Origin of the sequence: Terrabacter sp. GCM10028922 (assembly GCF_042666095.1) — a bacterium.
Lineage (GTDB): Bacteria > Actinomycetota > Actinomycetes > Actinomycetales > Dermatophilaceae > Terrabacter.
This window is the reverse complement of the sequence record NZ_JBHTFG010000034.1, coordinates 1-25872: the sequence shown is the minus strand read 5'-3', so window position 1 is coordinate 25872 and position 25872 is coordinate 1. Positions and strand designations below refer to the sequence as shown.

The 25872-nt window shown below is 70.3% G+C and carries 23 protein-coding genes; 14 read left to right on the top strand and 9 right to left on the bottom strand.

Features of this window, described 5'->3' with window-relative positions; translation table 11 throughout:
- The coding region (locus ACFQU3_RS22575; protein WP_385914018.1) for an HNH endonuclease at positions 1–1215 on the bottom strand (1215 nt) is incomplete at its 3' end.
- Positions 1216–1367: 152 nt separating this feature from the next.
- Here ACFQU3_RS22575 and ppc point away from each other — a divergent pair.
- Positions 1368–4205, top strand: a complete 2838-nt coding sequence (ppc, locus tag ACFQU3_RS22570; protein ID WP_385914016.1) for a phosphoenolpyruvate carboxylase — start codon at positions 1368–1370, stop codon at positions 4203–4205.
- Between the two features lie 41 nt (positions 4206–4246).
- Here the strand turns inward: ppc and ACFQU3_RS22565 are convergent, their stop codons facing one another.
- A complete protein-coding gene (locus ACFQU3_RS22565; protein WP_385914014.1) occupies positions 4247–5227 on the bottom strand; it encodes a helix-turn-helix transcriptional regulator in 981 nt (326 codons plus the stop codon).
- A 61-nt stretch (positions 5228–5288) separates the two neighbouring features.
- On the opposite strand from ACFQU3_RS22565, the gene ACFQU3_RS22560 reads away from it, so the two are divergent.
- Both ACFQU3_RS22560 and ACFQU3_RS22555 read left to right on the top strand, forming a co-directional pair.
- The gene (locus tag ACFQU3_RS22560) at positions 5289–5864 is read left to right on the top strand and encodes a DinB family protein (RefSeq protein WP_385914012.1); all 576 of its coding nucleotides are present in this window, start codon (positions 5289–5291) and stop codon (positions 5862–5864) included.
- A gap of 14 nt (positions 5865–5878) precedes the next feature.
- Positions 5879–6487 carry a DinB family protein gene (locus ACFQU3_RS22555; protein WP_385914010.1) on the top strand — a complete coding sequence of 203 codons (609 nt, stop codon included), beginning with the start codon at positions 5879–5881 and terminating at the stop codon, positions 6485–6487.
- 368 nt (positions 6488–6855) lie between these two features.
- On the opposite strand, the gene ACFQU3_RS22550 is transcribed toward ACFQU3_RS22555, so the two are convergent.
- Positions 6856–7242, bottom strand: a complete 387-nt coding sequence (locus tag ACFQU3_RS22550) for a hypothetical protein (RefSeq protein ID WP_385914008.1) — start codon at positions 7240–7242, stop codon at positions 6856–6858.
- Between the two features lie 50 nt (positions 7243–7292).
- On the bottom strand, positions 7293–8030 hold the full coding sequence (locus tag ACFQU3_RS22545) for a dienelactone hydrolase family protein (protein WP_385914006.1): 738 nt from the start codon (positions 8028–8030) through the stop codon (positions 7293–7295).
- Positions 8031–8133: 103 nt separating this feature from the next.
- Here ACFQU3_RS22545 and ACFQU3_RS22540 point away from each other — a divergent pair, with 103 nt between their 5' ends.
- The 5 genes from ACFQU3_RS22540 (at position 8134) to ACFQU3_RS22520 (ending at position 13828) form a co-directional block, all read left to right on the top strand.
- Positions 8134–8982, top strand: coding sequence for a CPBP family intramembrane glutamic endopeptidase (locus ACFQU3_RS22540; protein ID WP_385914004.1), 849 nt, complete (start codon positions 8134–8136; stop codon positions 8980–8982).
- A gap of 76 nt (positions 8983–9058) precedes the next feature.
- A complete protein-coding gene (locus ACFQU3_RS22535; protein ID WP_385914002.1) occupies positions 9059–10306 on the top strand; it encodes a histidine kinase in 1248 nt (415 codons plus the stop codon).
- Positions 10303–10998: a response regulator gene (locus tag ACFQU3_RS22530; RefSeq protein WP_385914000.1), complete on the top strand. Its 696-nt coding sequence runs from the start codon at positions 10303–10305 to the stop codon at positions 10996–10998. Before ACFQU3_RS22535 ends, ACFQU3_RS22530 begins: the two co-directional genes overlap by 4 nt.
- Positions 10999–11075: 77 nt before the next feature.
- Positions 11076–12173 (top strand): hypothetical protein, encoded by a 1098-nt coding sequence (locus ACFQU3_RS22525; protein WP_385913999.1) that lies wholly within the window; start codon positions 11076–11078, stop codon positions 12171–12173.
- A 59-nt stretch (positions 12174–12232) separates the two neighbouring features.
- Complete coding sequence (locus ACFQU3_RS22520; protein ID WP_385913997.1) at positions 12233–13828, top strand: dolichyl-phosphate-mannose--protein mannosyltransferase; 1596 nt, start codon at positions 12233–12235, stop codon at positions 13826–13828.
- Between the two features lie 145 nt (positions 13829–13973).
- Here ACFQU3_RS22520 and ACFQU3_RS22515 read toward each other — a convergent pair whose 3' ends face one another.
- From ACFQU3_RS22515 to ACFQU3_RS22505, 3 genes are all read right to left on the bottom strand, one after another.
- Positions 13974–14501, bottom strand: a complete 528-nt coding sequence (locus ACFQU3_RS22515; RefSeq protein ID WP_385913995.1) for a DinB family protein — start codon at positions 14499–14501, stop codon at positions 13974–13976.
- 60 nt (positions 14502–14561) lie between these two features.
- Positions 14562–14948 carry a VOC family protein gene (locus ACFQU3_RS22510; protein WP_385913993.1) on the bottom strand — a complete coding sequence of 129 codons (387 nt, stop codon included), beginning with the start codon at positions 14946–14948 and terminating at the stop codon, positions 14562–14564.
- A gap of 106 nt (positions 14949–15054) precedes the next feature.
- Positions 15055–18192 carry an Ig-like domain-containing protein gene (locus tag ACFQU3_RS22505; protein WP_385913991.1) on the bottom strand — a complete coding sequence of 1046 codons (3138 nt, stop codon included), beginning with the start codon at positions 18190–18192 and terminating at the stop codon, positions 15055–15057.
- Positions 18193–18326: 134 nt separating this feature from the next.
- Between ACFQU3_RS22505 and ACFQU3_RS22500 the strand changes: the two genes are divergently transcribed.
- Positions 18327–18563, top strand: coding sequence for a tyrosine-type recombinase/integrase (locus ACFQU3_RS22500; protein ID WP_385914019.1), 237 nt, complete (start codon positions 18327–18329; stop codon positions 18561–18563).
- Positions 18564–19339: 776 nt separating this feature from the next.
- Here the strand turns inward: ACFQU3_RS22500 and ACFQU3_RS22495 are convergent.
- Positions 19340–19759 carry a DUF6766 family protein gene (locus tag ACFQU3_RS22495; protein WP_385913989.1) on the bottom strand — a complete coding sequence of 140 codons (420 nt, stop codon included), beginning with the start codon at positions 19757–19759 and terminating at the stop codon, positions 19340–19342.
- A gap of 110 nt (positions 19760–19869) precedes the next feature.
- Positions 19870–20655 (bottom strand): GAF and ANTAR domain-containing protein, encoded by a 786-nt coding sequence (locus tag ACFQU3_RS22490; protein ID WP_385913987.1) that lies wholly within the window; start codon positions 20653–20655, stop codon positions 19870–19872.
- 182 nt (positions 20656–20837) lie between these two features.
- On the opposite strand from ACFQU3_RS22490, the gene ACFQU3_RS22485 reads away from it, so the two are divergent.
- The 5 genes from ACFQU3_RS22485 to ACFQU3_RS22465 all read left to right on the top strand — a co-directional run bounded on the left by ACFQU3_RS22485 (position 20838) and on the right by ACFQU3_RS22465 (position 25737).
- Complete coding sequence (locus tag ACFQU3_RS22485) at positions 20838–21230, top strand: response regulator transcription factor (protein WP_385913985.1); 393 nt, start codon at positions 20838–20840, stop codon at positions 21228–21230.
- A 1663-nt stretch (positions 21231–22893) separates the two neighbouring features.
- Positions 22894–23748 (top strand): helix-turn-helix domain-containing protein, encoded by an 855-nt coding sequence (locus tag ACFQU3_RS22480; RefSeq protein WP_385913983.1) that lies wholly within the window; start codon positions 22894–22896, stop codon positions 23746–23748.
- Entirely contained in the window at positions 23735–23953 is a 219-nt protein-coding gene (locus ACFQU3_RS22475; RefSeq protein ID WP_385913981.1) for a DUF397 domain-containing protein, read from the top strand. Before ACFQU3_RS22480 ends, ACFQU3_RS22475 begins: the two co-directional genes overlap by 14 nt.
- Positions 23890–25170, top strand: a complete 1281-nt coding sequence (locus tag ACFQU3_RS22470) for an MFS transporter (protein ID WP_385913979.1) — start codon at positions 23890–23892, stop codon at positions 25168–25170. The genes ACFQU3_RS22475 and ACFQU3_RS22470 overlap by 64 nt, the downstream gene beginning before the upstream one ends.
- A gap of 105 nt (positions 25171–25275) precedes the next feature.
- A complete protein-coding gene (locus tag ACFQU3_RS22465; protein ID WP_385913977.1) occupies positions 25276–25737 on the top strand; it encodes a plasmid replication, integration and excision activator in 462 nt (153 codons plus the stop codon).
- The last annotated feature ends 135 nt before the right edge of the window (positions 25738–25872 follow it).

Sequence of the window (25872 nt, the reverse complement as noted above, 5' to 3'; positions counted from 1 at the left end):
CGCGACCAGCGCCCCGCTGGCCGGGTGGGTGTAGAGCCGCCGCAGCCACACGCTGGCCTCGTCTTGGTTGCCGGTGGGGGTGAGCAGGGCGCGGGCCCAGGCGGCCGGGACGGTGCCGTAGCCGGGCAGCTGCGCGGGCGTCTCGTCACGGTCGGGCCCACCGGCGAGCAGGGTCCGGTCGGTCATGACGAGGTGCACCTCGACCGGGACCGCGTCCGCGGTCTCCTGCCCGGTGAGGCGGGTGACGAACGTGTCGGCCATGACCTGGCCCTTGCCCCGGTCGTCGCCGGCGGCGCGCGCCGTGTCCGCGGCGACGGTGAGGGCGGCGTGCGCGGCCACGGCCTGGGCGACCGGCAGCAGCGCCGTCACGTACGCCATGGTGTCCGGCGCGGGCCGGATCGTGACCCGCCGGTCGGCCTGCGCACGGCTGGCGCGGGCCATCACCGAGGCCGCGTCGACGCGGTAGGCCACCGCCCGCACCCGCCGGACCAGCTCCCGGTCCCCGAGCGAACCGAGCCGCCCGCCCAAGGCCCCGACGCCCTCGCAGTCGCCCTCGCAGTCGCCCTCGCAGTCGACCTCGGAGTCGCCCCCGGAGTCGACCTCGGAGTCGACCTCGCCGGCGACCTCGGCGTCGACGAGCCGCCGCTGATCCGGGGTCAGCGTCGCGGTCTCGCGCACGAGGATCTGCGCCCGCCACTCGCTCAGCTCACCGGCCTGCAGGGCCGCGAGGGTGTGCGGCAGGTCCCTGGTCAGCGCGAGCGCCACACGCACGTGCTGCGCCCCCCGGACCGGGGACTCGCGCCGCGCCAACGCGACCTGCGCCGCCACCCCCGTCATCCCCGACGGACGCCGCCGCCGGCGCGCCGACCCGGCGCCGGCCGGGGCCTGGGCGTCATCCGGCCCGTCGTCGGTAGCAACAGAGGCCGCGCGGGCCCGCTCCCGGGCGGCCCGCCAACCCTCGAAGTCACCGGCGTCCGAGCACTCCCGGGCCCGCTCCCGCCACGCCTGCGCCACCTGCTCCTGCGAGGCCACGAACGCCGCCGTGACCCGCACCTGCGCCGCCGCAGCCGCCGCCTTGACCCGCTCCAACGCCGCCAGCTGCTCGATCCGCACCGCGTCATCGTCGGCCACGTCACCCGAGCCGCCGACCCGCGACAGCGCGGACACGAGAGCCTCCAGACCCTCGGGCGCCACCACTGCAGATCGCTCGAACATGTGTTCGACACTATGTCAAAACGGACGAAGCGGAAAGACCTATCCACAATCGCCAAGATCAACACCGAGACCCGCTGTCCAATATCCGAGACCTGCGTTTCCCATGCTGGACCGGAAACCGCCGCGAAACCTGCACGCGGTACGACAGGACCATGACCATCTCGGGACAGACCTCGACCGAGCAGCTTCTGGCGGCGGACCGACGCGAGCCGAACGCCGCGACCTTCGCGGCCGGCGTCTCGTCGGCTCAGCAGCACACCGCCTTGCGTGCGTCCGTCCGCCAGCTCGGCGCCCTGCTCGGAGAGGCGCTCGAGCGGCACGAGGGCGCAGAGCTGCTGGCGCTCGTCGAGCGCGTGCGCAGCCTCGCACGCCAGCCGAGCGACGAGGACCTCCGCTCGACCCTCGCGGGCGTCGACGCGAAGACCGCCGTCGTCCTGGCCCGGGCGTTCACCGCGTACTTCCAGCTCGTCAACGTCACCGAGCAGCTTCACCGGTGGCAGGAGGTCACGGCGGTCCGCGAAGGGCCTCTCGCCGCGGCCGTCGGACGCATCGGCGAGGCTCTAGACGAAGGCAGCGTCGACCGTGACCTCGTCAGCTCGGTCCTCTCGCGACTCGAGTATCGCCCGGTCTTCACGGCCCACCCGACCGAGGCCACCCGCCGCTCCGTCATCGACCTGCTGCGCCGCATCGCCGACACGGTGCAGACGCTCGAAGACCCGCGCAGCGCCCCCGCCGACCAGCCGCGGCTCGAGCGACGCCTGGCCGAGCTCGTCGACCTCGTCTGGCAGACCGACGAGCTGCGCATCCAGCGCCCCGAGCCGACCGACGAGGCCCGCACGGCCATCTACTACCTCAACACGCTCGCGTCGCGGGTCGTCCCGGAGCTGCTCGCCGAGCTCGACCGCTCGCTTGCGACCATCGGTCTCGAGCTGCCGCCGGGCGCCCGCCCACTCCGTTTCGGGGCGTGGGCAGGCGGAGACCGCGACGGCAACCCGAACGTCACCCCGCAGGTGACGCTCGAGGTCGTCGGGCTCCAGCACGACGCCGGTCTGCGCGCCCTCATCGGCCACGTCGAGAACCTGCTCGCCGAGCTGTCGCCGTCGACGCGCGTCGTGGAGGTCACCGACGAGCTGAGCCGGAGCCTGGAGGCCGACGCCGAGGCCCTGCCCGTCACCTACGACGCGCTCAAGCGCCTGAACGCCGAGGAGCCGTACCGCCTCAAGCTGAGCTTCGTGCGCGTCCGCCTGCAGCGCACGCGCGACCGCCTGGCCCACGGGACCGCGCACGAGCCCGGTCGCGACTACGCCGGGTTCGACGAGCTGATGACCGACCTCGCCCTGGTCCGCGACTCCATGCTTGCGGGCGGCGACGAGCTCACCGGAAACGGGTCGATCCTGCGCCTCATCCGGACCGCGACCACCATCGGCCTCGGCCTCGCGACGCTCGACATCCGCGAGCACAGCGGCAAGCACCACGAGGCCCTCGCCGACCTCTACGACCGCCTGGGCGAGCTGGACACGGCATACGGCGACCTCGACCGCCCGGCGCGCACCGCCCTCTTGTCCCGCGAGCTCGCGTCGCGCCGGCCGCTGACCGGCAGCCGGGCCGCCGACCTCGGCGAGGCGGCCACCGCCTCGCTCTCCCTGCTGCACGCGATCCGCACGGCCCTCGACACCTACGGCCCCGAGACCGTCGAGACGTACATCGTGTCTATGACGCACGACATCGACGACGTCTTCGCCGTCGTCGTCCTCGCTCGCGAGGCCGGGCTCGTCGACACCGGGTCGCCCACGCATCCCGCCACGGCACGCATCGGCTTCGCGCCGCTCTTCGAGACAGTGGCCGAGCTCGCGGCCGCGGGTCCCCTCCTCGACGCGCTGCTGAGCGCCCCGGCCTACCGCCGGGTCGTCGCCGCGCGCGGCGACGTGCAAGAGATCATGCTCGGCTACTCCGACTCGTCGAAGGATGCCGGGATCGCCGCGTCGCAGTGGCAGATCCACCGCGCCCAGCGGGCCCTGCGTGACGTGGCCCGCCGGCATGGCGTCGTCCTGCGGCTCTTCCACGGTCGGGGCGGCTCGGTCGGGCGAGGTGGCGGTCCCACCGGCGAGGCCATCCTGTCCCAGCCCTACGGCAGTCTCGACGGGCCGATCAAGATCACCGAGCAGGGCGAGGTCCTGAGCGACAAGTACACCCTCCCGGGCCTCGCCCGCTTCAACCTCGAGGTCGCCCTCGCGGCGGTGCTCGAGGCGTCGGTGCTGCACCGGAACTCCCTTCTCCCACAAGACGTTCTCGACAGCTGGAACGTCACGATGGACCTCGTCGCCGGCCGCGGCCAGGACACCTACCGCGGACTCGTGCGCGACCCCGGCCTCGTCCCGTTCTTCGTCTCGGCGACGCCCGTCGACGAGCTCGGCAAGATGAACATCGGCTCGCGCCCGGCCAAGCGACCGGGCGGTGCCGGCGGCCTGGAGGATCTGCGCGCCATCCCGTGGGTCTTCGGGTGGACCCAGTCGCGGATCATCCTGCCGGGCTGGTTCGGCGTCGGCTCCGGTCTCGCCGCCGCCCGTCAGGACGGCCGCGAGAAGACCCTGCGCGAGATGTACGGCTCGTGGGCGTTCTTCCGCACGTTCCTGTCGAACGTGCAGATGACGCTGGCCAAGACCGACCTCGAGATCGCCGCAGGCTACGTGAACGAGCTGGTGCCGCCGGAGGTCGCCGGGCTCTTCGACACGATCCGTGAGGAGCACGCCCGCACGCTCGAGGAGGTGCTGCGCGTGACCGGCCAGTCCGAGCTGCTCGAGTCCGCGCCGACGCTGCGCCGCACGCTCGAGCTGCGGGACAGCTACCTGGCGCCGCTGCACGCGCTGCAGACCTCGCTCCTCGCCCGGTCACGCTCCGTGCCCGACGAGGTCGAGCCGGACGCCGACGTCCAGCGCGCGCTCCTGCTCACCATCAACGGCATCGCCGCCGGCCTGCGCAACACCGGCTGAGGGCGTATGCCGTCCGGCTGGCTCGCGCGCCTCGCGCGCCGTCAGTCGGTGGCCGTGTCGCCGATCGCCCGCAGCATCCGGCCCGCCTGCTCCCGCATCGTGTCGCGCAGCTCGGGCGGGTCGAGCACCGTCATCTCCCACGGCAGGGCGCCGATGTGCATCGCCATGGCGCCGAGGTGGTTGCCGCCGGCCTCGAAGATGCACCGCGATCGCCCGTCGGCGGTCACCGTGCCGACCGACGGCGGAATGTGTTTCTCCACCAAGGACTTCGGCGCCTCGATGCGCACACGCGCAACGTGGTCATAGGCGTCGCGGGAGATCGAGCGTCTTACGTAGTCGACGGCGTCCGGTGCGTCACGAGGCGTGAACCGCCACCCGCGCGCCTCCACCTGCGTCATCCGGTCGAGCCGGAACGTGCGCCAGTCGTCGCGGTCGAGGTCGTAGGCGAGCAGGTACCAGCGGCGTCCGGTCGCGACAAGGCGGTAGGGCTCGACGCGGCGTTCCCCTGAACCGCGCGGGCCGGCATACGCGAAGGTGACCCGCTCGGTCTCGCGAACGGCTCTGGCAAGCACGAGCAGGGTCGACGCGTCGACGGGCGAGGCCGCGCCGTCGAGCGTCACGGTCGCCTCGTGGATCGCCTCGACCTGTGAGCGGAGCCGCGCGGGAAGCACCTGGTCGAGCTTGGCGAGGGTGCGCACCGCCGCCTCGCCGAGCCCCTCGACCGTGCCGCCCGCGGCCAGGCGAAGACAGACCGCGATCGCGACCGCCTCGGTGTCGTCGAGAAGCAGCGGCGGGAGGCGGCGCCCGGCCCCGAGCTGGTAGCCCCCGCCGGCCCCGTGCGCGGCGTTGACCGGGTAGCCGAGCTCGCGCAGGCGCTCGACGTCGCGCCGCACGCTGCGGGTCGTCACACCGAGGCGTCCCGCGAGCTCGGTGCCGCTCCAGACGGGTCGGCTCTGGAGCAGGTCGAGCAGCCGCAGGACGCGGGCCGTCGTGCCGGTGGTGCTCTCGGGCGTCGAGGACATGTCACGAGTGTGTCAGGCTCTGCGGACAGTTCCTGTCCTATATGGGTGCGACGATCGAGTCATGACAGAGACACAGACCACCATCGACTGGAAGCGATTCGTCGTCGAGCAGGCCGACTGGCACTGGACGAACCAGCTCCGCCCACGCTTCGAGGGACTGACGGACGAGGAGTACCTCTGGGAGCCGACCCCCGGCGCCTGGAACGTGCACCCCCGCGGCCAGGGCAACACGGAGATCCAGGGCGGCAGCGGCGAGCTCACCATCGACTTCGCGTATCCCGAGCCCGTCCCCGCCCCGGTCACGACGATCGCCTGGCGCCTCGCCCACCTCATCGTCGGCGTCCTCGGCGCTCGGGCACACAGCCACTTCGGCGGGCCCGAGGCCGACTACCAGACGTTCGCCTACGCCGGCACAGCCTCCGAGGCCCTCGCCCAGATCGACGCCGCGTATGCCGCGTGGTTCGAAGGCGTGCGCAGCTGGGACGTGGACGCCCTGGCCGAGCCGTGCGGACCCGCGGAGGGGCCCTGGGCCGAGTACTCCCGCGCGGAGCTCGTCCTGCACATCAACCGTGAGCTCATCCACCACGGCGCCGAGGTCGCCCTGCTCCGTGACCTCTACGCCCACCGCAACGACTGAGAGCGAGAACCACCATGGCAGCACAGGTCCCACCCGTCGCCGACGAGCGCGAGAGCCTCATCGCCTACATCGACCAGCAGCGCGACGCGTTCGTCTCGGTCGCGTACGGCCTCACCGAGGAGCAGATCCGGCTCGCGCCGACGTCAGGCACGCTCACGATCGGCGGGCTGATCAAGCACGTGACCCACTGCGAGCGCGGCTGGACCGAGCGGGTGGCGGCCGCACCAGAGGCGCCGGCGCCTCCTGAGGCGTCCCTCGAGGAGCAGGCCGCGGCCTACGGCAGCGACTTCGTCGTCACCGACGACGACACCCTCGAGTCGCTGCTGGCTGCACTCGCCGCCCAGGGAGACGTGACGCGCGAGGTGCTGCGCAGCGCCGACCTCGGCGCACCGGTGCCCGTCCCCCGCGACGCACCGTGGTTCCCGAAGGACGTCGACGCGTGGTCGGTGCGCTGGGTCGCCATGCACCTCGTCGAGGAGCTCGCACGGCACGCGGGGCACGCCGACATCGTCCGCGAGTCGATCGACGGGGCCACGATGTACGAGCTCGTCGCCGGCCGTGAGGGCTGGCCCGAGACCCCGTGGCTCAGGCCGTGGCGCCCGGCGGTGACGGCGACCGTCTGACGCGAGAAGCATTGCAGGACAAAGGCGAAGGGCCCTTGGGAGTATGAGTCTCAAGGGCCCTTCTGGGTGATCGGTCGATGGTGACGCTCCCGATCGACATCTCGTGGTCTCCGGTCCCGGCCGCCTCGTCACCCGGCTGCCGCAGTGGGTTGCCCCACCGTGTGGACCCTCGTCTCCGAGCTGTCCCGCTCTTCCCGAAGGGAGTGCGTGAGAGATGTCTACGCCCGTCCCCAGAGGCACGCAACCGGTTTGGCAAAGAAATCTTCGCGTCCACAGGTCTTCGGCGTGTCGTCCACCGGGAACACCACCTTCTCCACACGGCCAGGGCGACCGTGCACAGGTTGTCCCCCACCCCTGTGGACGACCGGTCAGGTCGCGCTCTTCCCGTCCAGTCCCGCCAGGAGCTCGTCGAGCAGTGCCGCGCCACGGCCGGCCTCGCTCGCACGGACGACCTCCCCTGCCTCGACGTAGAGCCGCTCGGCCTCCCTCAGGCCGCCGATCTCGTCCCCGACGATCTCGCGCTCGTCATGGTCGGTCAGCAGCAAGCGGTCGGCTTCCGCCGCACCGACGCCGATCGCTGACCCCGCGACGTGGGTGGACGTGACCGGGCCCTGCCTGTCACCGGTCGGCACGGCCTCGGCGTTGTCCAGCGCGGCGAGCGCGGACCGCAGTGTCGCGGCGGCGGCGCGGTCACGCTCACGCAGTGCCACGGTGAGCCGGGACCGAAGGGTGGCGCGCAGCCTGGACGACGTCATGACCCGAGACGGTATGCCGTCGGCACCCTTGCGCGCCAAGGGTTTGCCCGTCAGACGTCGGTGAGTAGCCGCTCGCGGAAGAACGACATGACGCGAGCGATGGCCACGGGGTGCCGGTGGTCGGTGAGCGTCGAGTGACCGTAGCCATCGAGCTCGACCGAGATGAAGCCGTCACCGAGCTGCGTGCGCAGAGTCTCGAAACGCGTGCCGGTGATCCAGTCGTGCCGGTAGCGCACGCCGAGGACGGAGCACCCGCCGGCCGCCCTGTCCCGTACCACGGCGAGGTCGCTGGGAGAGAGGTTCACATCCGCCGCCCGTGCGGGCCCGATGGGCAGCGGTGTCGCCGGCTGTGCGACGACGGGCGCGACGACGACGGGGTCGACCATCATCGCGAGGGCGAAGCCCCCGGTGACACACATGCCGATCGCCCCGACTCCCGGCCCGCCGGCATTGGCGAAGACTCGACGGGCGAGTGAGCGCAGCCAGCCGGCCAGCGGCGCCGTGCGCCCGGTGGCGAAGATCGTGAACTCCCTTGTCACACAGAGGCGCGGCACGACACGGGCGGCCTCCCACGTGCGCGGCGGCGCATGCGATGAGCCGAAGAGGTGCGGGAGGACCACCGTGAAGCCTTCGGCGACGAGCTCGTCTCCGAAGGCGATCACCTCCGGCGTCAGGCCCGGACTCTCGTGGATGACGATGATGCCCGGCCCCTCGCCGCGTTCGTAGACCGGGAACTCGAAGCCGTCGGCTGCATGGTGGCCCCGCGTCCACTCGGCGAGCAGCGACATGTGCCGAGCGTACGACCTCCGCGGGCCGACGAGTCCAATCCTCGGCAGACCGGGCCGGACGCTCGCCAGCCGGCTCACAGCAACCCGTGGCTACGCTGGCGCCATGTCGATCCCAGCGACCGCGGCGCACGGTCGGTTCGCCGGACTGCTCGCCCCGTCCGAGCGCGACCCCGAGCCCGTCGCTGACCTCGCCGCGCACCGTGGGCTGCGATGGGAGGCCGTTCTCGTGCTCGGCGTGAGCCTCGGCTCGTCCGCGGTCTATGCCGTGCTGAGCATCATCGAGAAGCTGACCCGGCCCGTTCCGCTGTCCCAGCAGACGACGGCCATGAACGAGTCTGCCACGCCGGGGCGGCCGTGGCTCGACCTCGCCTACCAGCTCGCCGGCATCGTGCTGCCGCTCGCCGCCGTGGCCCTCGCGCTCTACCTGCTCAACACGGTCCGCCCGCCCGCCGTCGACGTGCGTGCCGGCCGCTTCGTCGGCCTCGACCGTCGCGAGCCCGGCCGCGACCTCCTGCGCGGCCTCGGGCTCGCGGCCGTCATCGGCATCCCCGGACTCGCGTTCTACTTCCTGGCCAAGGCGATCGGCATCAACACCATGGTGTCGGCCGCCAACCTCGAGCCGGTCTGGTGGTCGGGCCCTGTGCTCGTCCTGGCCGCCGTGGAGAACGCCCTTCTCGAGGAGGTCGTCATGGTCGGCTACCTCTTCACGCGGTGGCGCCAGACCGGCTGGTCGTGGCCGCTCGTCATCGGCCTGTCGGCCCTCGTGCGCGGGACCTACCACCTCTACCAGGGCTTCGGCGGGTTCGCGGGCAACATCGTCATGGGCCTCGTGCTGGGACTCGTGTTCGTGCGCACCCGACGCGTCATGCCGCTCGTCGTCTGCCACGCCCTCCTCGACATCGTCGCCTTCGTCGGCTACACGGTCCTGCGGGCGCGCGGCGTGACGATCTGAGCCAGCCGGCCGGTGCACTCCTTCCGAGCCGAGCCGAGCCGACCCGGGGCGGGACGACGCAACCTAGGGTTGGACTGTGACAGACACGCCGGTCATGAACGAGCGCACGCGCTGGGCAGGGACAGCGGGCTTCGTGGCGCGGGCCGTCCTGCTCGCGGCCGTGCTGCTGCCCGCAAGCTGGAGCGCCTTGTCCGACAGCGGAATCGACGCGTGGTGGCTGTGGACGCTCCGCGCCGCGCTCGTCGTCCTGCACGCGGCGCCATTCCCGCCCCTCGTGACGCGCGCGCCCCTCGCGGCCTTCGCCGTCGGCTCGGCGGCGATGCTCGCCCTCGTGACGGGACCCGACCTCGGCGGACCGATGGCCGCCCAGGCCGGCGACGCGTTCGCCCCGGTGCTCCTCCCGAGCAGCCTGGTCTGGTTCGTCCTGCTGTACGTCGTCGCGTCCCGGACGAGGTCGCCGTGGCCGTCGGCTGCGCTGGCCGTGGGAGCGGTCGGCGGCGCTCTCACCGTCATGCGGCTCTGGGACGCGACCGACTACGCCGTCCCGCTCTCGGGCGAGTGGGGCTGGCGCCTCTTCGTGGGGGCAGCGGTGCTCGGCGGGACGCTCGCCGCCTGGGCTCTCGGCCGGTACCGGGCCGCCCGGCTCGCCTGGGCGGACGCCCTCGCCCAGCGCGCCGCCGCACACGAGAGACGCAGGATCGCGCGGGAGATGCACGACGTCGTCGCGCACTCCCTCGCCGTGGTCGTGGCCCAGGCGGAGGGAGGCCGGCTCGCCGTGGCGGCACAGCCCCAGCGCGCACCGGAGATCCTCGACACGATCGCCGTGACCGGGCGCGAGGCGCTGGACCAGATGCGGGGGCTGCTCGGCGTCCTGCGCGAGGAAGAGGACTGCGGTTCAGGACCAGACGTGGATGACCTCCCGACCGCACCCCAGCCCGGCCTCGCCGACCTCCCGGCCCTCGTCGAGCGGGTCCGGTCCGCAGGCACCCCCGTCGACCTCGAGACCCGCGGGACGCCGCGTCGGCTCGCTCCCGCGACGGAGCTGGCGGCCTACCGGATGGTCCAGGAGTCGCTCACCAACGTCGTCAAGCACGCCGGCCCGGGCTCCTCCGCCCGGGTGGAGCTCGACTGGTCCGACGGGCTGGTCGTCGACGTCAGCGACGACGGATCGGGGGCCGCTTCCGGTGGCAGCGGCAGCTCGTCGCCCACGACGGGACGGGGCCTGCGCGGCATGCGGGACCGACTGCAGTCGGTCGGCGGTGAGCTGGCCGTCGGCGCGCGCCCCGGCGGCGGGTGGCACAACCGCGCGAGGATCCCGACATGACCGACGTGCGCCTGCCACCGCCCACGACCGAGGCGATCCGCGTCGCCATCGTCGACGACCAGGAGCTGATGCGCTCCGCGCTGCGGATGATGGTCGACTCGCAGCCCGACCTCGTCCTCGTGGGCGAGGCCGCCGACGGGGGCGAGGCCCTCGAGCTGGTCCGGGCGCACCACGTCGACGTCGTGCTCATGGATGTCCGGATGCCGCGCCTCGACGGCATCCAGGCGACCACGGTGATCACGAGAGAACGGCCCCGGACCCGCGTCGTCGCGCTCACGACGTTCGACCTCGACGAGTACGCGTTCGCGGCGATCCGCGCGGGTGCGAGCGCCTTCCTGCTCAAGGACGCCCGCGGTGAGGACATCGTCGACGCGATCCGAGTGGTGCATGCCGGTCACGCCGTGGTCGCCCCGTCGACGACGCGGCGGCTCATCGAGCACCTCGCGACGTCACCCGGCGTCGACGCGAGCCGCGCCGACGCCGTGCTCGAGCCGCTGACGGCACGCGAGGCGGAGGTGCTGCGCGCCGTCGCCACAGGTGCCACGAACGCGGAGATCGCAGCCCGGATGCACCTATCCGAGGCGACGGTGAAGACCCACGTCGGGCACGTGCTGGCAAAGCTCGACCTGCGCGACCGCGTGCAGGCCGTGGTGCTCGCCTACGAGTCCGGGCTCGTCAGCCCCGGCGGGTGAGACCTCATCCTCGAGGATGAGACCGGCGCGACCCACGGGTGACGAGACCGGCCGCCGACCCGGGCAGCGTTGGAGCCATGACAGCTCTCGATGACGCACTCCTGCGGCAGAACCCCAACCCGCGCGACGCCCACCCACCGAGCGACAGGAGACGTGACCGACGACTGGCTCCGTTGCTCGCCCTCGCCTGGTCGCTGGCCTACCTCTCGCTCGCGGTGCTGCACCTCGTCGGCCGCGGTTTCGCACCGTGGACGCCGACGGAGGCCTCGGTCCTCGGTTCGCTCGGGGCACGCGCGGTGTCCGTGGCGATCATGGTCCTCGCCGCGACCGCTCTCGCCGCACTGGCCCTGTCGGTGCCCGACCGGCCCGACCGGGCACACCCGGTCGGCGACGCTCGTGGCCGCACGGTCGGCGGCCGGCTCGGTCCCGTGCTGCTCGTCGTGGTCGGGCTTCTCGTCGCCCTCACCCTCGCGGACACGCGCTCGCTCACCTTCCTCGGCTACCTGCCGATGGTGCTGCTCGGCCTCGTCGGCGTCGGCCCGGCCGACGACGTGGACCCGGCCCTGCTGGGGCCGGCGCTCCTCGCGATGGGACAGTCCGTGGGCGGTCTCGCCCTGGTCGTCACGGGCCTGACCGCCGTGACGGCCCGCCGCCCAGGGAGCGAGGCGTGGTCCAGTGAGCGAGCGGCGCGCCTCGGCCGCTGGGCGGCGGCCGTCGCCGTCGCCGTCCCGCTCTTCTACGCCTCGACCAGGGTCGCGTGGGCGCTCGGCGTCCCGTTCGGCGTTCGGGACGTGTTCCTCGACGAGCTCGGCGACGCCAGGTACGCCGGCCTCGGCCTCGCGCTCTTCGGGCTCGTCGGCTGCCTGCTCACCCTCGGGCTCGTGCAGCGCTGGGGCGAGGTGTTCTGGTCCTGGGTGCCGGGCATCGGCGGCCGGCCGGTCCCGGTGGGGCTCGCCGTCGTCCCCGCAACGTTCGTCGCCTCCCTCGTGACCTCGGCCGGGCTGTCCTTCCTCCGGCTGCTGGCCGTCGGTGAGCTCTCGCGGATCCCCGGCAGCGAGGCGGACTGGGCGGCGTGGGCACCCGAGATGTTCTGGCCGCTCTGGGGCGTGGCCCTCGGCGTCGCAGCCCTCGCCTACCGGGCGCGCAGGCACGCGGACGAGCAGGTCACGACCTGACCCGCGCTGGGCGCGGCGCGTGTGCGCCGCGCCCAGCCACACTGCATACGATGGCGCCCATGAACTCGGCCAGGCAGGTGCGCGCTCGCCTGCTCGGGGACCCGGCCGACGACTTCCGGCTGACTCGCCGGACGGCCGGGCGCATCGCATGGCTCGGCTGGGGCGGGCCGCTCTTCTTCATGCTCGTCGGTGGCTTCATGCGGTTCTGGCACGTCGGCGCACCGCACCAGCTCATCTTCGACGAGACGTACTACGTCAAGCAGGGCTGGTCGATGGTCCTGTACTGGTTCGAGATGAAGAACGACCAGCTGCTCCAGGACACCAAGCAGGTCGACCAGCACTTCACCGCCAACGACCCGTTCATCTACGGCACCGAGGGCGACTTCGTCGTCCACCCGCCGGTCGGCAAGTGGCTCATCGGCTGGGGCGAGGTGCCGTTCGGCATCCTCAACTCGTTCGGGTGGCGCTTCGCCGTCGCGCTCGCCGGCACGCTCTCGATCCTCATGATCGGCCTCGTCGCCCGGCGGCTCTTCCGCAGCGACGTGCTCGGCACGGTCGCGGCCGCGCTGCTCGCGTTCGAGGGTCACCACTTCGTCCACTCGCGCACCGGGCTCCTCGACATCTTCGTCATGTTCTTCGGCCTCGCCGCATTCGGCGCCCTTCTCATCGACCGCGACCGGGCGCGGGACGTGCTGGCCCGCAAGGTCGGCGACCGACCGCGCTCCCAGATCTCATGGCTCGGGCCGTGGCTCGGATGGCGGCCGTGGCGCTGGGTCGCCGGCATCATGCTCGGGCTGTCCGCGGGCGTCAAGTGGTCGGGCCTCTACTTCCTCGTCTTCTACGGCCTGCTCACCGTGCTGTGGGACGTCGGCGCACGCCGAGCCGCGGGCATACGCGGGTGGTCGGCCGGGGCCGTTCTCAAGGACGGGCCGTACGCGTTCGTCCAGCTCGTCGGCGCCGCAGTCGTGACGTACGTCGCCAGCTGGACGGGCTGGATCCTCACCAACGGCGGGTCGTACCGCACCTGGGCGCAGAACAACCCGGAGACGACGCACGCGTGGCTGCCCGACTGGTGGCGCTCGCTCTGGGCCTACCACCAGCAGATGTACGCGTCGACGCAGGCCATCAACTCCCCGCACCCGTACCAGACCAACCCGTGGTCGTGGCTCATCCAGGGCCGGCCGACGTCGTTCTTCTACGAGGGCCCGAAGAAGGGCGCGGACGGCTGCCTCGTCGACCAGTGCAGCAAGGCGATCACCTCGATCGGCACGGTGTCGATCTGGTGGGGAGCGACGATCGCGATCTTCGTGCTGCTCTTCATGTGGGCCCTGCGCCGCGACTGGCGGGCCGGCGCGATCCTGTGCGGGCTGTTCGCCGGCTACCTGCCGTGGTTCTTCCTCGGCAACCGGACGATCTACTCGTTCTACGAGGTGGCGTTCGTGCCGTTCGTCGTGCTCGCGTGCGTGTACGTGCTGGGGCTCGCCATCGGGGGCCGGGACGCGTCGGCGACCCGGCGGCGCGTGGGCTACTGCGCGATGGGGGCGTTCGTGCTGTTGACCATCGCACTGTTCGCGTTCTTCCACCCGATCTACGTCGCCGACGTCATCCCGTTGTCGGAGTGGCAGGCCCGGATGTGGTTCCCGAGCTGGGTCTGACGCCGCAACGCTCCGCGGACGGCTGCTGGTGCCATCGCCCCGGGCTGCACCTGTTCCGTCGGGTCTTTCCGCGCCGCCACAAGAGCGCGTGGACGGAAGGCCGACGTCGACCCTGGAGCCCTGAAGCGGGAGGAGTCGAGGACCCTCAGCCGCCCCGTGCCTTGGGGAGCGTGAGCTGCCGTCTGTGGTGGTCGTAGTGCTGCGTCGGATAGTGGTAGACCTCGCGCAGGGTCATGTACTCCTTGAAGTACGGGTCCCAGCCCACCGGGAAGTGCATGCCGTGGTCCAGTGCGGTCGCCGACTGTCGTCGAAGCGAGGACTGCAGGCTGTGGATGACGCGGTCCATGAGCCGCTCCATGCGGGCGTGACCGAGGACCCGCGCGCCCCCGAGGGAGCCGACGTAGTTGATGACGTGGAACGGGCGCGTGCCGGCGTCGAGGAGGGCCGCGAACCGCTTGGACATGGCGTCAGGGAGCCGTGCGAAACCGCGGACCAGGACGAGAAGGTTCCGCACGAGCAGGTAGCCGAACAGCATGTGGAACAGCAGCTGCTCGTTGGTCCACCTGGTCCCGTCACTCGGCAGGCGAAGCTGCGCAACGGTCGCGGTGTCCAGCAGCTCCCGGAAGTCGGCACGGGCTCGGTCCATCTCTGCGCAGATCTCGTCCTGCTCCATGGTTGGCTCCGGGTGGCCGGCGAGTGGGAACGTCAACGGTAGAGCGCGGTCGGCTCTGCCTCAGCGCGACGCGGGTTCGAACAGCTCGACGAGGTTGCCCGCGGGGTCGGTGATGAGGATCTGACGCCCGCCCGGGCCGGCGACGACGTCGCTGCGGAAGGCGAGGCCGGCCTGGCGCAACCGGTCGATCTCGGCGTCCAGGTCGGTGACGAGCAGATGGATGCGGTTGCGGCCCGCGTCCGCGAGGTCGTCGGGCGTGGCTCTCGCGCCGGAGCTCGCCGGGCCGGAGAGCAGCAGCCGCAGCGGCCCGCGGATTACGTCCGCGAAGGCGGGTGCCGGGTTGGTCTGCAGCGTGAAGCCGAGGTGCGTGGTGTAGAAGTCGACGGCGGCGGCTACGTCGTCGACGATGTAGCGGACGTTCGCCAGCTCATCGGGTGCTGTGGTCACGATGGCGCCTCCGGGATCTCGGGTGGACCAGGTCGATCCGATCCACCAAGCAGTCTGCCCATCTCACCGGCGCCCTGTCACGGACTGCCGCAGACACCGGCCCTGGCTATCTGCGCGTGACGGAGATGTCGTCGGCGTAGAAGCAGGTGCCGGGCGGGGCCGCGGAGGTGTAGCCGTTGAGGTCGAGGGTGGAGGAGCCCGGGGCCGTGGCGACGTAGGTCGTGGTGACCTGCTGCCAGGAGGTGGTCACCGTGGCGGTGACTGTCGTGGACCCGGAGAGGGTGCTGCCGGTGTACTCGCGCAGCCGCAGCTTGAACGTGGCCCCCGGTGTGTCGGAACGCACCCACATGCTGACGGTGTAGGTGCCCGGCCCGCTCGTCGGGACGACGTTGGGCGAGTCGTTGAGCACGCAGGTGGCCGACGTGGAGCTCGTGTTCGCGAGACGTGCCCCCCAGCCGCCGGCGTGGCCGCCGCTGACCCGGCTCAGCGTGACCCCCGTTCCGGAGCCCGAGGCGTTCCACCCAGAGGTGCTGACTTCGAAGCCGGGGTTGGCGACCAGGTTCGGGTCGGACGCCGTCACCGACAGCGTCACCCGTGCCGTGTCGGTGCCGCCACGGCCGTCGGACACGGAGTAGTCGAAGGCGTCCGCTCCGGAGTACCCCGGCGCAGGCGTGTAGGTGACGGGCCCGGCCGCATCGCTGGTCACCGATCCGTGCGCCGGCTGGCTCACGCCGGTCACCGTCAGCGTGTCGCCGTCGGGGTCCGTGTCGTTGATGAGCACGTTCACGACCACTGCCGTGTCCTGTGTCGTGGTGGCGGTGTCGTCGCGGGCGTCGGGCGGCGCGTTCTGGACCGCTCCGTCCACTCGCGTCAGGGAGATGTCGTCGGCCTGGAAGCAGGTCCCCGGAGGGGTGGTCGTGGTGTAGCCGTTGAGGTCGAGAGTCGACGCGCCGGGCATGGTGGGCGTGTAGCGGAGCAGCACCTCCTGCCAGGCGGTGTCGAGGGAGGTGGTGCTGGTCTGGGATCCGACGAGCGTCGTGCCGCTGTACTCGCGCAGACGCAGCCGGAAGAGCGCACCGGACGTCGAGGACCGCACCCAGAGTCGGGCCGTGTACGTGCCTGCGACCGTCGAAGCGATCCAGTTCGGGGAGTCGTTGAGGAGGCAGGTGGTTGGCGACGTCCCGGTGTTGGAGACTCGCGCCGACCAGGCCCCGGAGTGCCCGCCGGACACTCGCTCGAGGACCACACCGGTGCCCGACCCAGCTGTGTTCCAGCCGGTCGTGCTGGTCTCGAACCCGGCGTTGCCCGCGTAGTTTCTCGGCGTGACGGTCACCGACACCGTGGCGGTGTCATGCCCGTCGCGACCGTCGCCCACGGTGTACTGGAACTGGTCCGGGCCGGTATACGCGGGGTTCGGGGTGTAGCGGATCGTCCCGTCTCCAGACGCCACGGCGGACCCGTGGTCCGGTTGGCCGACGGCGGTCACGCTGAGGGTGTCACCATCCGGGTCCGCGTCGTTGCCCAGCACGCTGACCGACACGGAGGTTCCCTCTTCGGTCTGTGTCTGGTCGTCGATCGCAGACGGAGGCCTGTTCGTGGGGTCGGGCGGTGTCACCGTCACGGACACGGTCGCCTGGTCCGCTCCACCGCGGCCGTCCACCGCTGTGTAGGTGAAGGCGTCGCTGCCGGCGTACCCAGGGGCGGGGGTGTAGCTGATGGTCCCGTTCGGTGCTGCCGAGGCGGAGCCGTGAGCCGGCACACCGACGGCTCCCACCGAGAGGGGGTCGCCGTCCGGGTCGATGTCGTTGGCCAGCACCGGAACGGCGACGGCGGTGTCCGTCGGCGTCGAGATGGTGTCGTTCCGGGCGTCGGGTGCCGCGTTCGGCGCGGGCGCGAACTCGAGCGCCCCTCGGTCGTCGTAGCTGCGGGGGCCCACACCCGTGTTCGTCGTGGCCGGGTCGTCCACGCGGGGGGCGCCCGTCAGATCGGTTGCGGTTTGGCCGCTCGCTGCAGAGTCTGCCGAGTCGATGGCAGGTGAACCAGCAGTCAGTCGGAAGTCCCCGGTGCCGGGGGCGCGCCATCTCGGATCGGCCTGCAGCCCGCGGGCCTCTTGGCCGGTGGCGCTCCGCAGCGCCGCCACCGAGGAGTAGCTGACGCCGTTCCAGATGACCATGACGTCCGGGGAGGAGAGGAACATCAGGTCGCTGTTCATCGAGGAGCTGGTGTCCGAGGACGAGTCGACCCGGATGTTGCCGCGGGTGCGCGGACTGCCGATCCCGTTGTCGACCGCGATGTTGTTGGTGAATGCGGTACCGGTGGAGCCGCCCTCGGCGTTGAGGCCGGCCGTCGCGTTGCGATAGGCGGAGTTGCCGACGACCCGGTTTCCGGTGGAGCTGTAGACGTCCACGCCATGGTCGCCGTTGTCGTAGGAGACGTTGTTGGCGACCAGGTTGTTGAGGCTGCTGGTGTAGATGTTGATGCCGGAGTCCTCGTTGTGGTGTACGACATTGCCCACCAGGGTGTTGGAGCTGGAGCGGTAGACGTGGATGCCGGACGCCTCGCGCACGTACTCGCGGGCGTTGTTGTAGATCTCGTTGCCGACGATCGTGTTGCCCGATGCGCCGGTCAGGTAGATCCCACGGTCGCTGTTGTGGTGAACCCTGTTCCCCGAGACCAACGAGTTCGTGGTGCCGTCCAGGATGATGCCCACCGCCTTGGCGGCGTTGGTGGGGGCACCACTGCCCACGATCTCGTTGTCGGCGACGGTGATCTGGGTCGAGTCTTCGAGGTCGACGGCGTCTCCGACGCTGTCGGCCACCCGGAAGCCGCGAATGACGACCCAGCTTCGAGCCTCGACCTTGAAGGCATGGTTGTCGCCGATGACCGTGACCACGGCGCCCGGTGCCGGGGTGAAGACGATGGGGCTCGTGGACGTCCCCGAGTGGTCGACGTAGACCTCCTCGTTGTACGTGCCGCTCGCCACCTGCACCGTCTGCCCGGCCACCGCAACCGAGGCGGCGCGGTCGATCGTGCAGAACGGTGTGGCGGCGGTTCCCAGCCCGGCGTCCGAGCAGCTCGAGCTGTTGCCGTCCACGTACACCACGGTCTCGGCCGCAGCCGCAGCGCCGGCCGGGATGGCCAGCCCCACCGTCGCGAGAAGGGCCGGCAGGGCGGTCGCTCGTCGCCACCGGCGCGTCGATACACGGGTCGCTCGTATGTCCTTGTGCGACGTGTTCATCGTCATCGGCCCCCAGGGCAGCGGCGGCTGAGGCTTCTGTGTCGAATGCCGCTGGTCACTGGCGAGTGAACAAGACTCCGTCGCCCGACCGACACCTGCAAATGACGTAGACACCAACGTGGTGACGGTTGCCGGCGGCCATGACCGACACGGCTGCCGGTCGTCGCATCCACGATCTGAGGCACACGGCCGCATGCCTGTGGTTGGCCAAGGGCGTCGACCCGGTGACCGTTCAGGCCTGGCTGGGGCACGCGTCGATCGCCACGACGAACATCTACCTGCACCACCTCGGAACGTCGGCGGATCGTGCCGGGTTGGCCCGTCTGAACGAGCCGGGGTGCGCCGGGGGTGCGCGAACGGAAGGTGCAGCCGAATGACAAAGAGAGAACCCCGCCCCTCGCGGTGTGTTTCCGCAGGTGGGACGGGGTCTCTTCTGGGTCGAGCTGAGGGGAGCCGTCGTCGCTCGTCCCTCGCTCCTCCTCCCGAATCCCCGCCTGTCGCCAGGAGATGCAAAAGAGGGCCAGACGAAAAGCGTGTCTGGCCCTCTTTTGCATCTGTGGAGCTGAGGGGATTCGAACCCCTGACCTTCTCATTGCGAAGGCTTTCGGGGCCGTCTTCACGTTCGTCTGTCACATGCTGTGGGTGCGTGGGTTGCAGCGGTCTCGCACTTCGGGGGTGCGCCGGGGGTGCGCGGGTTTGCGCATTGAACTCGACTCGTTGGGCTGGGTGGCCACGCGCAGAAGGCGTATCGGGAACTCGGCCGCGCGGGCTGTAGATCGTCGGGGCACTCGACCTGGGCAGTGGTCCTCCATGGGACCCGGCCACGCGCTGTTCTCGGCAGGGGCCTTCCTCGTCATGGCGCCTTGGCCTCAGCCGGGCTCGGTGGTGGCAGTCCGTCCGGGTGTTGGCGGCAGGGCGCGCGGCCGGCGGATATAGGCCGGTGTGGTGCAGCTCGTGGGGCGTCTCGATCCGGGTCGAGGCGCCCTTGTTGTATGCCCCGGCTGGTGGGCCGGGGCGCGGTGGGGGTGCGCGTAGGCCGGAGCGAAGCGGGAGGCCGAAGCGCGGGGGTCCCCGGCGTGACCCGGCCCGCAGGGCCGGGGCTCGCGCCGAAGGCGCTTTAAGCCAGTACAGAAAGTCCTCACGTTCAGGGGCGCTACATGGACTCGTTGACGGCTTTGGAGATGTCGTCGGTCTCGATGCCCTGCTCCTGCAGCAGCCGGTCGAGCTTGGCCTCGATGCGCTCCTCCTGCTCACGGGACTGCGATGACCCCCAGAAGAGCAGGAACGCTAGGCCGCCCGCCTGCCACAACAGCTGGAGGAACTCGGACTGCCAGTTCTCGAAGGTGGAGGCGAAGAACTGCGGCCAGAAGTCCGCCATGGAGAACTCCTCGCCGTGCGCGGCAGCGTCGTTGCGCTCGACGATCATCTGGGTGATGAACTGACCGACCCACGAGAATAGGAACAGCCCAGCCGTCACCAGACCGAAGGCGTACGCCTTGGCGAACTTGGGCTTGCCGCTCTCGCTGTTCTGCGACCTGTTCTGCTGTGCCTGGATGCGACGTGACGGTGCCATGATGACCTCCTCCTACAGGGCGTAGTGCACACGTCACATACCCACAAATTGGTGGGGAGGGGCGCCGACCTGGAGCCAGCCGGCGAAGGCGTCGCGTGGCAGGCCTGCGGCTACGTGTCTCGTAGCGGGGGCGCGACGTCGAGGGTTCCGTGGTCGACCACGTCGCCGGCGACATCGCGGAGTTTGCGGTGGGTGTTCTGGCTCGCGATGCGGAGCAGGTCGAACGCCTGCGTCTCCGTGACCTTGTGCCGCGCCATGAGGATCCCCACCGCCATCCCGATCTTTCGGTTGGAGGCGAGCGCATGCTCCAGCTGTTCAGCCTTGGTGCGCTCCGCGACGGCTGAGGCCGCGATAGCGCCGTGTGTGGCCAGGAACAGCCCGATGGTGGCCGCGCCGTCGTCGAAGGCGTCGACCTGGTCGGAGTAGATGTTGAGTCCCCCGATGAGGGCTGGGCCGATGTCCATGCGGTACGACAGCATGCTGCGCAAGCCCAGAGCCGCGACGCGTCGGCCGTACTCAGGCCAGCGCGGATCGGTCGTCAGGTCGCGCGGACGGTAGATCGTCCGGTCGAGGATCGCGTCTACGCAGGGACCGGTCCCCAGCTCGTACTGGATCTGGTCGGCTTGGCGAGCGATCTCGCTGCTCGCGGCCACCGTTCGAAACGTGACATCGTTGACCGTCGTCATGCTCGCCGCGGCTGTTCCGGGCACATGATGCAACGCGACATCAACGATCGCCTGGAACGCCGATCCCATCGTCGCTGCTTTGACCCGCTCGCCGATCTCGGTGAACGCATCCGCGATGACGCCGAGATGAAACTGGACCTGTTGGGACTGTACGGCTTCTGCCATTGACGATCCCGTCTGTTCCGTTCGTTCACGAGTCACGCGGGTCACTCAAGTATGCGCCCGCAACGGAGGAATGAAGCGAGGGCAGGAATGCGCTCCGGTGCCGGCGCCGGCCGCCCCAGGCGCCAAGGTTGAGCAGGTTCAGCCTTATGTAGGTGTGTCCGATTTGTCCAGTCAATCGAAGGGTTCATGGGAGAGTGGTGGAACCGCAACCATCACTAGGGAGAGCAATGTCTGCGCCTGTCACTGGGGGCACCGCCCGCGTTCTTGTGGCCGACGATGACGCCGACATCCGGGACCCCGTGGTCTTCAAGCTGACCCAACCCGGGTACTCGGTCGAAGCGGTGCGGGACGGTACCGCAGCCTGGGAGGCGTTTAGCGCCGACCCGCACGACCTGGCCGTCCTCGACATCCAGATGCCGGGCCTGAACGGCATAGACGTGTTGCGCAAGATCCGTCCGGGGGACCATCAGGGCGTCCCGGTTCTGCTGTTGAGCGCAAAATCGCGGGAACACGACGTCGATCTGGGGTTCGCCGAGGGCGCCGACGACTACGTGATCAAGCCGTTCAGCCCCCGCGAGCTGCTGCATCGCGTGAAGGGCCTGCTGGCCAAGGCGCGGTGACCGCGAGAGCCGCCGTCGTCGCCCGCAGGTAGCGCGCATTCGCGACCAGATCGCCGCGCCGGCCCGGCGCCCCACGCCACACACAGCCGACGCAAAAGCCCCCGCTCACCTCACGGTGGGCGGGGGCGTTCTGTGCTGCCCGCTCTCGACAGGCGGGACACCGGACACCCTCCAGGAGACCCAGGCATCCCGTAACGGCTCCGCAGATTCGGCGCCGCCATCCGGTAAACAAGGCAGCGGCCGAATCGTGACGACGGATTCCGTTCGATCCTCGGAAACTCGTCATCTCTGGCGCGACCATGGATCAACGTCGCTGCGCCGTCGGGGCACCTCTCCAGTTCCCGAGGCGTGGGGGCGTCGATACGCCCGGTCTGCTCCCTATTCGGCCGGGCGCGGGCGCTGCCGTCGTTCGACCCCCCCGACGACGGCAGCGCCCAACTCTCCGGCCGGCCGCAGCGCTTGCCCACACCGTCGAACGCACCGGAATCCCCCGGACCTCGAAATGCACGTTCAACACTGGCACGGTGGCCCCGCGCCCGCAGCGGATCAGCCAAATCCTGCGGCGCCGGGCGGGTACGTTACGCAGGCCGGCGTCCGTTCCCCCCGCTCGGACGTCGGCCCCCACTTCACTGGGCGGGCGGGTCGCCCGCCGGATATGTGTTTGTGGCATACGATTCAGCGCGAGCGTGTCCGCCGGATCCCCTGTTCCGGCGGACACGCTCGCGCGATGGCTCCCCCGACCCGGAGCGCAAAGGCACGCGGCCCGCCCAACCCCACCCGGGCGGGCCGCGTGCCGCCTGCCGCCACGGTCTTCCGCTCCGCGGAACCCGTTATAAGCGACTTGGGGGGGGAATGTGCAGAGTGGGTCACTCGCAGCGCAGCCGCGACCCCACCGCACCCAACACCTCGATTGCGCTCACAACCAATCGTCCGGGAGCGGCGACAACCGAATAGAAGTCCCTCGGCGGAGCAGCACCTCAGGACTGCGACGCCGACGCGAGGCCCGACCTTCCTTCCAGCGGTTCAGGTCGGGCCTCTGCTACTGGTCGCTGCGAGCTGACCGGGCGATCGCAGTCGGCGGTTCGGCCTCTTGGACAAGACCGGCGGGGCATCATCCAAGGGGACGGCCAGCAGAAGGGCACCCCAACGCCTAGGGTCCGCGGCCGCTGGGTATCTCACTTGTGGCGGCGTCGTCTCCCCATCTCCCCTGGGACCCCTAAGGCGACGCCGTCGTGCTTTGCCGGCCAAGAGCGGTTCGGACCCATTCGCGATGGGTATAGCTAGCGTGACGGCGTCGTCGATTGGTCCTGGCCTTGACTCCCGTTTCGGTCTCGACAGCGCCGCCGCGGAGCTCCGCCCATGTCCCTTTGTTGCATTCTCGGAGCTGAAGGCGCCGCCCGGGTCCGACGACAGCCCGGGCGGCGTCCTCGCCCGTAGGGATCGTGTTGGTCTCCTCGTCGGGCATGGCGTGCGTAGTGAGCCCTGCCCGTGGGTACATGAGCGGTGGCGTCCCGGACAGGTCTGAGGGGTCCTTCATCTGGGGCGCCACCAACTCGCCGGCTCTGACCTCCATCTGCATTCGTCGACGTGCCCCCGATGCCGAGGGCTCCCAGTTGTCTACGGGGCGGCTACGCTGTATGCAGTACTGCATTAGGGAGGCGCCGTGAGTGACCCCGTGCTGGGCGCGCTGGGATCCGAACTCCGCTCGATTCGCGAAGGCTTGGGAATCAGCGGGGTCGAGGCTGCCCGATTGGTGGGGTGGTCGCAGCCGAAGATTTCGCGCGTGGAGACCGGCCGTTTCGCGCCCTCCTTGACGGAGATGGCCTCTCTGCTGGACTTCTATGGCGTCCCGCAAGATGTGCGCGCGGAACTGTTGGCCCGACTGGCACAGCGGGAAGGCGTCCCAGGGGCGTGGATCGTGCGTGCTGGGGGAGTCCGCTCCCGTCACGCTTCCATGGGAGCGATTGAGTCGCGCGCGTCGCGGGTCCGGCAGTATCAGGCGGCTGTCGTTCCGGGGTTGCTGCAGTCGGCTGGCTATGCGCGGGCTGTGGCAGAGGCTGGCGGCTTCTCCGACGTCGACGGCATCGTGTCGCGGCGCATGACCCGTCAAGCGGACTACTTCGCAAGCCCCTCTGAGTACTCGGTTGTGCTGTCCGAGGCGGTCCTCTATCCCAGCGTCGCCTCGGATGCGGTCATGGAAGAGCAGTACGAGCAGCTCCTTCGTCGGAACGAGGATTGCGACCTCCGAGTCTTGCCCCTGAGCCCAGGCGTTGCCGTCGCTCCGTTGGTGTCGTTCCTGATCTTTGACTTCGACCCCGTCCGCTCCGTTGTGTTGATTGAGTCGCAAACCGCCGACCTGTACGTCTCGAGCCCTGAGGACGTATCGGTGTACTCGGAGCTCTTTGCCCGCTTGCAGGGAGCGGCGCTTGACGTGGAAGAGTCGAGCCGTCGTATTCGAGGCCTTCGGCGCCGGAGCCGGGCCGCAAAACACGAAGGAGTGAAGCGTGGTGGCAGTTGAGTGGTCGTCGGCAAGATGGCGCAAGAGCAGCACCAGCGACTCAGGCGGCTGCGTCGAGGTAGCCCGGGTCGGCGGTGTTATCGGTGTACGTGACACCAAAGCAAACGGTGCCGGCCCCGTCCTGGAGTTCAACGACGTCGAGTGGACGGCATTCCTTGCCGGTGTCGCCAACGGGGAGTTCGACTTGGATGTGCTGCTGAAGTGATCCCCGCGGATGTTGGCCAGGAGCGTTCTACCGCCCCCTCGGGTGCGCGGGCGCTCTTGGCCGCCTCCGGCTTCTCCATGATCGGTCAGGGAGCCGCGCTGACCGCGATGCCGCTGCTGGCCGCGTCGGTGACACGGGATCCCGTTGCGGTGTCCGTGGTCGCGGCGAGTTCTTACGCCGCTGCATTGCTCGTCGGTCTGCCGGCCGGTGCCCTCGTCGACCGGTCACCCCTGCGCTCGACCATGGTCCGGGCAGACCTCCTTCGTGTCGCTCTCCTTGCTGCGCTAGGGCTGGCGATTGTCGGCGGAGCCGCCAGCATTCCCGTCATGACTTTGGCCGCGTTCGGCCTCGCCGTCGGCGCTTGCTTTTTCGATCCCGCCGCGCAAGCGATGGTGCCGGCGGTCGTCGGCCGGGACGCACCCGCCCTGGCCCGGGTCAACGGGTCTCTGTGGACGTTGGACACTCTTGGGCGCGCCCTCGTTGGGCCCCCACTCGGCGCGGCCCTCTTCGCTGTGGCGGCGTTCGCACCGTTCGCAATGAACGCGGCCACGTTTCTGGTCTCGGCCGTGATTCTGCGGAGCCTGCCCTCGGCGCCACCTCCTCCCGATCGGGAGGCCGCCGACGAGGGCCTCTGGGTTCAGATGCGCGCGGGCTTGTCGTTCACATGGGCTTCCCATGCGCTGCGGTGGCTGGCCCTGGGAATGGGCGCCTACAACTTCGGCTTCAACGTCGCGTTCTCTACGTTGGTCCTCTTCGTGCAGGATCGGCTCCGAGTGTCAGAAGCTGGGTACGGACTGCTGCTATCGGCGATGGCGGTCGGCGGCTTGGCTGGTGGTCTCCTAGCTCGACGGGGCCACTGGGAGGTGTCCCCTGCCAAGCTCTACGCGTGCGCGCTTGCGGTCCAAGGCCTCGGCTGGCTTACGGTCGCGTTGAGCCCCTGGGTGTGGGTCAGCGGCCTTGGCCTGGCCATCGTCGGGTCCGCATCGACGGCCGTGAGTGTCGTTGGTGGCACTGCCCGCCAACTGGCTTCTCCTGACGGCATGTTGGGGCGAATCACCTCTGCGACTCGAGTGGTCGGCATCGGCTCGGCCGCCGTGGGTGCAGTCGTTGGTGGCGTTGTGGGCCGCGTTCTTGGCGTGAATGGCCCGATCGGAATTGCTTGTCTCGCAATGGCACTCGCCACCGTGGCGCTCCTGGCAATGCGCCGCGCGGCCTGACATCCCTGCGGCGAGTTGCCTTGATCTCTTGCAATCGGCTATTCACTTGTGCATAGTTGTATGCAGTAGTGAATAGATCACTACCTGATCACAAGGAGCAAACCCATGGCGATGCAGAAGCGGTTCGGGGTCAAGCACGACGACGTGTTCCCGAAGATGGCGTTCCTTAAGGGCGGTGTCGACGCGGTGGCGGACTTCAACGCACCGGCTCGCCCCGACGGGTCCCGTCCACAGCAGCTCGACAAGGACACCGGCCTGCCGCTGTGGCAGGTGCTGGTCCTCGACGCGGACGACGAGGCCGGAAAGAAGGATACTGCGGTCACGATCAAGATCGCGGCGAAGCACCAGCCGGTGCCGCCGGAGAACAAGACGCCGTTCCCGTGGACGCCTGTCGAGTTCGTCGGGCTGACGGCGCTGCCGTACGTCGAGTACACGGGCAGCAAGGACAAGGACGGCCACGACCGCACCCGGATCGTGTGGTCGTTCCGGGCTGAGGGCATGGTCGCCCCCGGTCAGTCGGCAGGTCAGTCGGCTGGCGGGTCGGCTGCTTCGAAGGGGGCGGCCTGATGCACCGGTTTCCCGCTCATGTGTGGGCGGTGGTCTGGGGTGTGGTGGTGTGGACGTGGCGGCACCTGCGCTGGACCGTCTTCGTCGCCGGTGTGGCGTTCGGGATGCGGATGCTGCCAGATGGTCAGCCTGCCG

Excerpts from the sequence above, each read along its gene's own strand:
- ACFQU3_RS22560 (WP_385914012.1), top strand. The coding sequence starts at position 5,289 with ATGACAGAGACACAGACCACCATCGACTGGAAGCGATTCGTCGTCGAG.
- ACFQU3_RS22525 (WP_385913999.1), top strand. The coding sequence starts at position 11,076 with ATGACAGCTCTCGATGACGCACTCCTGCGGCAGAACCCCAACCCGCGC.
- ACFQU3_RS22540 (WP_385914004.1), top strand. The coding sequence starts at position 8,134 with ATGTCGATCCCAGCGACCGCGGCGCACGGTCGGTTCGCCGGACTGCTC.
- ACFQU3_RS22530 (WP_385914000.1), top strand. The coding sequence starts at position 10,303 with ATGACCGACGTGCGCCTGCCACCGCCCACGACCGAGGCGATCCGCGTC.
- ACFQU3_RS22565 (WP_385914014.1), bottom strand. The coding sequence starts at position 5,227 with ATGTCCTCGACGCCCGAGAGCACCACCGGCACGACGGCCCGCGTCCTG.
- ACFQU3_RS22545 (WP_385914006.1), bottom strand. The coding sequence starts at position 8,030 with ATGTCGCTGCTCGCCGAGTGGACGCGGGGCCACCATGCAGCCGACGGC.
- ACFQU3_RS22505 (WP_385913991.1), bottom strand. The coding sequence starts at position 18,192 with ATGACGATGAACACGTCGCACAAGGACATACGAGCGACCCGTGTATCG.
- ACFQU3_RS22495 (WP_385913989.1), bottom strand. The coding sequence starts at position 19,759 with ATGGCACCGTCACGTCGCATCCAGGCACAGCAGAACAGGTCGCAGAAC.
- ACFQU3_RS22555 (WP_385914010.1), top strand. The coding sequence starts at position 5,879 with ATGGCAGCACAGGTCCCACCCGTCGCCGACGAGCGCGAGAGCCTCATC.
- ACFQU3_RS22500 (WP_385914019.1), top strand. The coding sequence starts at position 18,327 with ATGACCGACACGGCTGCCGGTCGTCGCATCCACGATCTGAGGCACACG.
- ACFQU3_RS22550 (WP_385914008.1), bottom strand. The coding sequence starts at position 7,242 with ATGACGTCGTCCAGGCTGCGCGCCACCCTTCGGTCCCGGCTCACCGTG.
- ppc (WP_385914016.1), top strand. The coding sequence starts at position 1,368 with ATGACCATCTCGGGACAGACCTCGACCGAGCAGCTTCTGGCGGCGGAC.
- ACFQU3_RS22520 (WP_385913997.1), top strand. The coding sequence starts at position 12,233 with ATGAACTCGGCCAGGCAGGTGCGCGCTCGCCTGCTCGGGGACCCGGCC.
- ACFQU3_RS22465 (WP_385913977.1), top strand. The coding sequence starts at position 25,276 with ATGGCGATGCAGAAGCGGTTCGGGGTCAAGCACGACGACGTGTTCCCG.
- ACFQU3_RS22515 (WP_385913995.1), bottom strand. The coding sequence starts at position 14,501 with ATGGAGCAGGACGAGATCTGCGCAGAGATGGACCGAGCCCGTGCCGAC.
- ACFQU3_RS22485 (WP_385913985.1), top strand. The coding sequence starts at position 20,838 with ATGTCTGCGCCTGTCACTGGGGGCACCGCCCGCGTTCTTGTGGCCGAC.